At 72.5% G+C, this 8,462-nt stretch carries 7 protein-coding genes; 2 read left to right on the top strand and 5 right to left on the bottom strand.

Annotation, left to right across the window (positions count from 1 at the left end; all coding sequences use genetic code 11):
• Positions 1-230: 230 nt before the first annotated feature.
• On the bottom strand, positions 231-1,565 hold the full coding sequence (locus tag VF092_11480; GenBank protein ID HEX6747902.1) for an NCS2 family permease: 1,335 nt from the start codon (positions 1,563-1,565) through the stop codon (positions 231-233).
• 249 nt (positions 1,566-1,814) lie between these two features.
• On the opposite strand from VF092_11480, the gene VF092_11475 reads away from it, so the two are divergent.
• On the top strand, positions 1,815-2,672 hold the full coding sequence (locus tag VF092_11475) for a TIGR02594 family protein (GenBank protein HEX6747901.1): 858 nt from the start codon (positions 1,815-1,817) through the stop codon (positions 2,670-2,672).
• Positions 2,673-2,733: 61 nt separating this feature from the next.
• Here the strand turns inward: VF092_11475 and VF092_11470 are convergent, their stop codons facing one another.
• The 4 genes from VF092_11470 to VF092_11455 form a co-directional block, all read right to left on the bottom strand.
• On the bottom strand, positions 2,734-3,264 hold the full coding sequence (locus VF092_11470; protein HEX6747900.1) for an MOSC domain-containing protein: 531 nt from the start codon (positions 3,262-3,264) through the stop codon (positions 2,734-2,736).
• A gap of 195 nt (positions 3,265-3,459) precedes the next feature.
• Complete coding sequence (locus tag VF092_11465) at positions 3,460-4,023, bottom strand: nuclear transport factor 2 family protein (protein ID HEX6747899.1); 564 nt, start codon at positions 4,021-4,023, stop codon at positions 3,460-3,462.
• A 187-nt stretch (positions 4,024-4,210) separates the two neighbouring features.
• On the bottom strand, positions 4,211-4,681 hold the full coding sequence (locus tag VF092_11460) for a hypothetical protein (GenBank protein ID HEX6747898.1): 471 nt from the start codon (positions 4,679-4,681) through the stop codon (positions 4,211-4,213).
• An 87-nt stretch (positions 4,682-4,768) separates the two neighbouring features.
• Positions 4,769-5,350, bottom strand: a complete 582-nt coding sequence (locus VF092_11455; protein ID HEX6747897.1) for an HD domain-containing protein — start codon at positions 5,348-5,350, stop codon at positions 4,769-4,771.
• Positions 5,351-6,073: 723 nt separating this feature from the next.
• Between VF092_11455 and VF092_11450 the strand changes: the two genes are divergently transcribed.
• Complete coding sequence (locus VF092_11450) at positions 6,074-8,341, top strand: carboxypeptidase regulatory-like domain-containing protein (GenBank protein ID HEX6747896.1); 2,268 nt, start codon at positions 6,074-6,076, stop codon at positions 8,339-8,341.
• Positions 8,342-8,462: the final 121 nt, after the last annotated feature.

Genomic DNA, 8,462 nt, shown 5'->3' with positions numbered 1-8,462 from the left:
ATGTCATTCCGAGCGGCGCCGCTGCTCCGAACCTCCAATCGCGCTGATGCCAAGCGGCGCCCGAGGAATCTGTGGCATGCGTCCGAGCAACAGACGGCCTGTGGCTCGGGAGCCGGCCACAGATTCCTCAGGCGCCACGGCCTTGGCATGGAGGACAGGGCGGCGCAGCGCCTTCGGAATGACATGTTCTCGGACGAGTGGTCCTGTCAGCGCGTGAAGTCACAGTCTCCCTACTCCGCCCCAAGGTACCAGTAGCGCGCGACGAAGAGGGCGGCGAGGACGTACACCAGCGGGCTGACCTCGCGGCCGCGGCCGGCCAGCAGCTTGATCACCGGGTAGGTGATGAAGCCCAGCGCCAGCCCGTTCGCGATCGAGAAGGTCAGCGGCATCCCCAGCATGGTCAGGAAGGCGGGGATGGCTTCCGTCGCGTCCTCCCAGTCGATCTCCAGCGCGCCCTTCAGCATCAGGCTCCCCACCACGATCAGTGCCGGCGCGGTCGCGATCGCGGGGATGCCGGCCGCCAGCGGCGAGAGGAAGACCGCGAGCAGGAACAGGATCCCCACCACGATGGCCGTCAGCCCCGTGCGGCCGCCCTCCGCCACGCCGGTGGCGCTCTCGATGTACGCCGTCACCGTGCTCGTCCCCAGCACCGCGCCCACGATGGTGGCGATGGAATCGGTCAGCAGCGCCCGCTGCGCCTTCGGCAGGTCGCCCTCGGGCGTCAGGAACCCTGCTTGGTGGCCGAGGCCGACCACCGTGCCCACCGTGTCGAACAGGTCGACGAAGAAGAAGACGAACACGACGTGCAGCAGCCCCAGCCCCAGCGCGCCGCGCACGTCCATCGCCAGGAAGGTCCCGCTCGGGTCCGGCAGCGCGACGATGGCGGACGGCGCCTTCGCCACGCCGGTGAGGTAGGCGGCCGCTGCGGTGGCGAGGATGCCGACCATGATCGCGCTCTTCCAGCCGCGCGCCATCAGCGCCCCCGTCACCACCAGCCCGGCGACGGCCAGGAGCGTGGGGAGCGCCGTCACCTGGCCGAGGGTGACGAAGGTGGCCTGGCTGGCGGAGACCACGCCCGCGTTCTTGAGCCCGATGAAGGCGATGAACAGCCCGATCCCCGCGCCGGTGGCCAGCTTCAGCCCCAGCGGGATGGCCTTCACCACCAGCTCGCGGATTCGCAGGAGGGTGAGGACCAGGAAGACGACGCCAGAGAGGAACACCGCGCCGAGCGCCGTCTGCCAGGGGACGTGCATCCCCAGCACCACGGCGTAGGTGAAGTAGGCGTTCAGCCCCATCCCCGGCGCGGTGGCGAAGGGATAGTTGGCCAGCACGCCCATCAGGAAGCACCCCACCGCCGCCGCCACCGCCGTGGCGAAGAGCGCGCCTTGGAGCGGCACGCCGGCCTGGTGCAGGATCAGCGGGTTCACCGCCAGCACATAGGCCATGGTGAGGAAGGTGGTGAGCCCCGCCTCGATCTCCGTGCGCACCGTCGTCCCGTGCGCTCGCAGGTGGAAGGCGCGCTCCAGCCACGATCCCCGTTCCCGCGCCAGCGTCGCTTCCGTCATCGTCTCCGTAGGTGCAAGGTGCGTGGCGCGGATGTCCCACAGCGGCGCCCGCGCCTCATCCAAACGGGCCGACGGGCGTCCTTCGCGCTACATCTATCTGTTTGAGAAAGCTCGACTTGCATTACTTCGGCCGGTGTCACCGACACGGGAACGCGTGTTGCCGCCAAAGCGGAGTTCCCGGCCGGGCGCCCCCCGGCACCGGGGCGCATTCCGCGCCCCGCCGCCCCCGCTAGACCTCCGAGGTACACCATGCCTGACCTCCGCGTCACCGCCGACCGGCTGAACCTGCGTGACCACGTGGGCGTCGAGAGCAAGATCCTGCTCCAGCTCCCCGCCGGCACACAGGTGAAGAAGCTCGAGGCTAACCCCGAGAACACGTGGTTCCGCGTGGAAACGCCTAGCGGCGTGACGGGGTGGATCTCGGCCAAGTTCGTCACCGAGGCCGCCGCTGCGCCCGCGCCCGCCCCCGCCGTGACGCTGCGGGTGGAGGCGACTGCGCTGAACCTGCGGGCCGGTCCGGGGACGGGCAACCCCGTGGTCGTAACCCTGCCGCACGGCGCGCGCGTTCAGCGCCTGGACGCCTCGCCCGACGGCGCATGGCTGAAGGTGAAGACGGACAAGGGCACGGAAGGGTGGCTCTCGGCGCAACACGTGACGGTGGACGATGGCATCGACCCGGACGCGCCGCGCCCCACCGACCACTCGTGGTACGCCATCGCCTGGGGCGAACGCGGGGTGGAGGAGTTCGCGGGACCGAAGGATAACCCACGGGTGCTGGAGTACCAGCGCGCCACCGACTTGGGGATGCAGGATGACGAGATCCCCTGGTGCTCGTGCTTCGTGAACTGGGTGCTGAAGCAGGCGGGGGAGCCGCGCACCAAGTCAGCCGCGGCGCGCTCGTGGGAGCGCTTCGGGCGCAAGCTGGACAAGCCCGAGCGCGGGTGCATTGTAGTATTCACGCGGGGCGACCCCACGCACGGCCACGTGGCGTTCTTTGTGAGCCAGGACGGCGACATGCTGCGCGTGCTGGGTGGCAACCAGGGAAACCGCGTGCAGATCTCCCGCTATCCCGCAAGCCGCGTGGTGGCCTACCGCCTGCCCGCCTGAGGCATCCGGGTCCCGGCCGCAACAACCAAGGGGACGCCTTCCGCGGCCCCCCTGCGCGTGTTCACACCGGCGCCAGCTCGTCGCCGGGGCGGATGTCGCCGCTCTCGAGCACCTCGGCGCGCAGGCCGCCGCGCTCGTGCAGGTCGCGAACCACGTCGCGGTAGGTGAGGCGGCCCAGGTGCGTGCACGGGTCGCAGCGCTCGATGCCGCGCAGCAGGGCGCCACCCACGCGGAAGGTGCGGCCCACCAGCGCGTTCAGCCGCACGCCGCGCGTCACCACGTTGCGGCGCGCGTCGGCGCCGGTGAAGTCGCGGCCGGTGGCGCGGACCGCCTCCAGCGCCTCGGCCTCGATCAGCGTCACCTGCCGCTCGGGCTGGTACTTGCCCGCGCGCCCGCCCTTGCGCCCGAAGTTGCGGTCGCCCTCCAGCCCCATCCCCGCCACCGCGCGCACGCCGTCCACGCGCACGCGCGGCGTTCCCCGCGGCCCGGCGGCGAGCCAGATCTCCTCGACCTCCCCGCGGAGCTCATCGTCGGAGACGGGCTCGTCCACGAAGAGGGTGAGGATCGAATTCGCCTCGCTCATCTTCTGCATCTTTCGAAAAGTCTGGCCAGTGAACCGGCCACCAAGCAGGCGGCTGAAGCCGCAGCAACAACCACGGGAAGCCTCGCAAACTGCGCGAGGCTGGACCACTCATAAGCATCGGCGTCGGCGGGGAGATGCGCAAACGCGAGCGCCCGGGAGACGATGATCTCCCGGGCGCGGTCTGCATCTCCGGCGGCCTGCGATCTACTGCGATCCGGCCGAGTCCGCGGCGGACCGTCCACCTGCCGCCATCGCCGCATCGTCCTGGCGCAGGAAGTGGGTGACGATGGACCAGTCGCCCGCCCAGTCCTTGCGCAGCACCATCACGTCGGTGCCGGTGATGGTGCGCTCGCCCGCGGCGTCCTTCATCGCGTAGCGCACCTGCAGCGTGGCGAAGGCCAGGTCGCCCCCGGCCTTGAACTCCACGATGCTCGTGCGCAGCGGCTGCACCGCGGGGAGCAGCTTGCCGAAGAAGTCGCGCACGGCGTCGCGGCCGGTCAGCATCCCGCCGCCGGACGGGTAGAGCGTGGCCGTCTCGCCGTAGAGCCGCATCAGGGCGCGCAGGTCGCGGCTCCCCCAGGCCGACTCGTACTCGGCCATCAGTGCGCCCACCTTCTCCCGCGCCTCGGCGGTGAACTGGCGGCGCGTGTCGCTGGTGGACGCGCCGCCCATGCCGTACATGTCGCGCTGCGCCAGCGCGGGGCGCGCGGCGAAGGCCAGGGCCAGGGCCAGCAGCGCCGCGGATGCGGCCGGTCGGATAGGCTTCACGAAAGACTCGGGAGATGCGATTGCGTTCGGGCGGGCATGCCGCGGAGGCGCTCTGGTACCGCGCCCGGCCGCCGCCTGTTCCCCGCGCGTGCGGGCGACGGAGAACGCGCGAGAGGTCGGGGATGCGACAAGAAAACCGGCCCGGCGCGGGCGAGCGCGCCGGACCGGCCTCACCGCGGGGGCGGCGTCAACCTCGCACGAAGACGAAGGTGATCTGGCCGCTGTTCCCCGCGACGGAATACTCGATCTTCGCCCCGTCCCAGGTGGCGTCCCACGACCCGCCGTCGGAGGCCTGGAAGTGGATCTGGCCGCCGCTCTTCACGCTGTAGGTGCCCTGCGTCACCACGTCGCGCGTGCTGGTCTGGCCGCTGAACGTGGTCTCGAACAGCGAGAGCGTCTGCACGAAGTTGCCGCCGCTCAGCGCCAGCACGCCACGGGTGATCGACATCGTGCCCGTGGCATCGCGCCGCATCTCGGCGGGGAGGGGCTTGGCGTTCACGCTCTGCAGGACGAAGCTCGCCGCGCCGCCCGACGAGTTGCTGCCGGGAAAGGCGACGTCGGGATCGGTGACGCCCAGGGCGGCGTCGGAGCTGCTGCACGCCGCCACCGCCGTGGCCACCACCGCGAGTGCGGCCAGCCTCAGCCGCGCGAATCTCATGGGATCGGGTCTCCTGCTGAACTGAAGTGCTGAGTGCTCAGTGCCGAGTGCCGAGTGCGGGATCGGGGGGATCCCGAGCGGCGCTCGTTACGCGCTGACCGGCGTGCCCTGCAGGCCCAGCGCGGGGGCCACGGTGCGCATGGCGTCGATCACGAACTGCACGTGCTCGGACAGCTCCACGCCCAGCTCCTCGGCCGCCCTGCGGACGTCGTCGCGGTCCACGCCGGCAGCGAAGGCCTTGTCCTTCATCTTCTTGAGCACCGACCTGGCCTCCAGGTCCATCACCGAGCGCGAGGGGCGGACCAGCGCGGCGGCGGTGATCAGGCCGGTGATCTCGTCGCAGGCGCAGAGGGTGCGCTGGAGCTTCGTCTCCGGCTCCACTCCCGTCCGCGCGGCGTAGTGCGAGAGGATCGCGCTCACCACCTCGTCCGGGTACCCCTGCTCGCGGAGGATGGGCTCGCCGGCGAGCGGATGGTGGTCGGGGTGCTCCTCGTAGTCGAAGTCGTGCAGCAGCCCGGCCAGCCCGTAGAGCTCCTCGTCCTCGCCCCAGCGCCGCGCGTAGGCCCGGCAGGCGGCTTCCACCGCGTACATGTGGCGGCGCAGGCTCTCGCTCTGCACGTGGCGGTGCATCAGCGCGAGCGCGTCCTCGCGCGACGGAAGCTGCGGCATCGGGCGGCGGTCTCCGGGTCCGGGGGATGGCGATGCGTGCACGGAAATTTATCGGCGTGCACGCCGCCACGGAATCCGCCAGCGGCGCCGAAGCGCTCCATCCCCCGCCGCATCCCCTGCCCGTCACGACCGAAGAACGTGCTCGCGACGGAGATTGTGACGGGGGGAGGACGGGGGGTGGGGATGCGTAAGTGTCTGTGTGAAGGGGGATAACGCGCGCGTCCTCTCCGGCTGGGCGCCCTCTCCGGCTCGCCTAGGCTCGCCACCTCTCCCGTACCGGGAGAGGTAGGGGGGAGGACATCAGCGCAGGCGGCGGGGATTCGCGTGGCCGCGGGCTGGCCCCCTCCCCCGGCCCCTCCCCCGCTGCGCAGGGGAGGGGAGAACTCAGCGTTGAGTCCGCGACAATCCTGACACCTGGGTCTTGCGGTGCACCGGAGTTTCTGACGGTGCCGTAGGTCGAGCGATGACGAAACTCCAACCCTCTCCCGTTATCGGGAGAGGGCGAGCGCTCTAAGGCGCGGGGTGAGGGCTGCCCGCGGCCGCGCCTGCGCCGGGGATGCGAGCGGCGGGTGCCCGCAGGGCCATCGCGCCGCGCCTGGTCAGCACTCAGCACTCTTCCCCTCCCCCGCACTTCCGTCATATTCAACCCGTCCCGGACGTTCATGTGTGCCTCCCCCAGGTGTCCGGGCCGGGCCCCGCTCCCACACGCCCTCGATGTGCCGCATGACCTCCTCGCGCGCCCTTCCGCTCGCCGCACTGGCTGCGGCGCTCGCCGCGCTTCCCGCCGCCGCGCAGACCGTCACCGGATCGCTCACCGAGCCGGGCGGCCGCCCCGTCGAGCAGGTCCTCGTCGCCCTCGTGGACGCACAGGGCCGCCAGCGCGCCGCCGCGTTCACCGACGCAACGGGGGCGTTCACCATCCGCGCGCCGGGCGCGGGGCGGTACTCGCTGCGCGCCGAGCGCATCGGCTACGCCACCGTCACCTCGCCCACGTTCGACCTGCGCGACGGCGAGACGCGCACCGAGCGGCTGAACGCGTCGGGCCGCGCGGTGGCGCTTCAGGCGCTCCGCGTGACCGCCGCCGGCCGCCGCTGCGCGGGGCGCACCGAGCGCGCGTCGGAGACGGCCACGCTCTGGGAAGAGGCGCGCAAGGCGCTGAACGCCGCCGCCTACGCGGCGCGCGAGCGGATGTACCACTACGACGTGGTGCGCTGGACGCGGGATCTCGACGCACGCACCGGCGCCGTCACCCACGACGAGCGCCGGACCGTGGGGCGCGTGGCCGAGCACCCCTTCGTCAGCGACGACCCCGAGACGCTCAGCCGCAGGGGTTTCGTACAGGCGCTCGAGGGCGACTCGGTGGGCTACTGGGGCCCCGACGCCGAGGTGATGCTGAGCGACGCGTTCATGAACGACCATTGCTTCCGCGTGGTCGACGGCGACGATCCCGCGCTGGTGGGGCTGGCGTTCGAGCCGGCGCGCGGGCGCACGCTGCCGGACCTGGCGGGCACGCTCTGGCTGGACCGGCGCACCGCCGAGCTGCGGCGCGTGGAATACCGCTACGTGGGCGGCCCGCCGGAGAGCGCGTCGCCGCGCGTGGGCGGCACCGTGGAGTACGCGCGGCTCACCGGCGGGCCGTGGATCGTCCGCCGCTGGGCCATCCGCATGCCGCTGGTGCAGGAGGTTCGCCCGGTGAACCTGGGGAGCATGGCCGCCGCCGGCCCGGGCACCGAGCGCACCCGCCTGGTGGCCGTGCGCGAGAGCGGCGGCGAGGTGGTGGGCACCTCCGGCGGCGACGGCCGCCTCGTCTCCACCGGTCCCCCGCCCGTGATCGAAGGGCTGGTGTGGGACAGCACGCGTAACGCGCCGCTCGCAGGCGCGCGTGTCTACCTCTCCGGCACGCAGGCCGAGGCCGTCGCGGGCGCGGACGGACGCTACCGGCTGGAGGCCCCCGCGGCGGGGACGTACACCATCGCCTTCACCCACCCCGCGCTCGGCGCCCTGGCCGCCGCCGCGCAGCCGCGTATCGTCGAGGTGAAGGCGGGCGCCCCGGCGACGGCGGACCTGGCCGTTCCCGGCTGGAGCGCGCTGGCGGCGTCGCTCTGCCCGGACAGCACCCTGCATCCCCACCGCGGCATCCTGGTCGGCAGCGTGCGCGGCTTCGTGGCGGGCGACACCTCGCTTGTCTCCGCCACCTGGACGCGGACCATCGTCGGCGGCGGGAGCACGCGCAGCAACACGCAGTTCGTGGCCACGCGGCCGGACGCGCAGGGCTTCTACGTCCTCTGCGGCGTTCCCGAGGGGCGTCCGCTGCAGCTGGGGATGCGGCGCGGCGGCGTGGACGAGGGCGGCACCGAGGTGCGGCTGGCCGCCGGCGTGCCGCTGCGGCGCGACATCGCCGTCGACCAGCGTCCCGCCGAGGCCGACCTCACGGACGTGAAGACGGTGGCCGAGCGCGCAGGGGTGGCGATCCAGACCGGGGACGCGGCCGCAACGCGCGGCCGCGGGCTGGCGGACTTCGAGCGGCGGCGGCACTCAGGGCGGGGGATCTACCTGGCGCGCGAGGACGTGCAGCGGCGCAGAGCCACCCGTCTCGCCGACCTCTTCCGCGGGCTTCCGGGGCTGCAGGTGGTGAACGATCCCGGCGGCGAGCGGGTGGTGGTCACCGGCGGGCGCGCCGGCCGCGCCAGCGACGAGTTCCGCCCCACCGCCGACACCACCGGCGCCATGCGCCCCGGCGGCGACCGGCCGCGCGCCTCCGCGCTGGAGTCGGGCGCGGCCGCGGTGCAGGCCTGCGCGGTGCAACTGTACGTCGACGGCGTGTTCACCCCCACCGACGCCGGGCGGGTGGGCGACGCGGTGAACCCGGCCGACGTGGAGGCGGTGGAGATCTACCGCACCGCCGCCGAGCTCCCCACCGAGTACCGGCGGCAAGGCTCGGGGTGCGGGGTGATCGTGATCTGGACGCGGCGCGGCACGCGGACGCCGTGAGCGGAGTGCGAGAGTGCGAGAGTGCGAGAGTGCGAGAGTGCGAGAGTGCGAGAGTGCGAGAGTGCGAGAGTGCGAGAGTGCGAGAGTGCGAGAGTGCGAGAGTGCGAGAGTGCGAGAGTGC

Origin of the sequence: Longimicrobium sp. (assembly GCA_036377595.1) — a bacterium.
Lineage (GTDB): Bacteria > Gemmatimonadota > Gemmatimonadetes > Longimicrobiales > Longimicrobiaceae > Longimicrobium.
The sequence above is the reverse complement of the archived record's forward strand: the minus strand, read 5'-3'. Positions and strand labels throughout refer to the sequence as shown.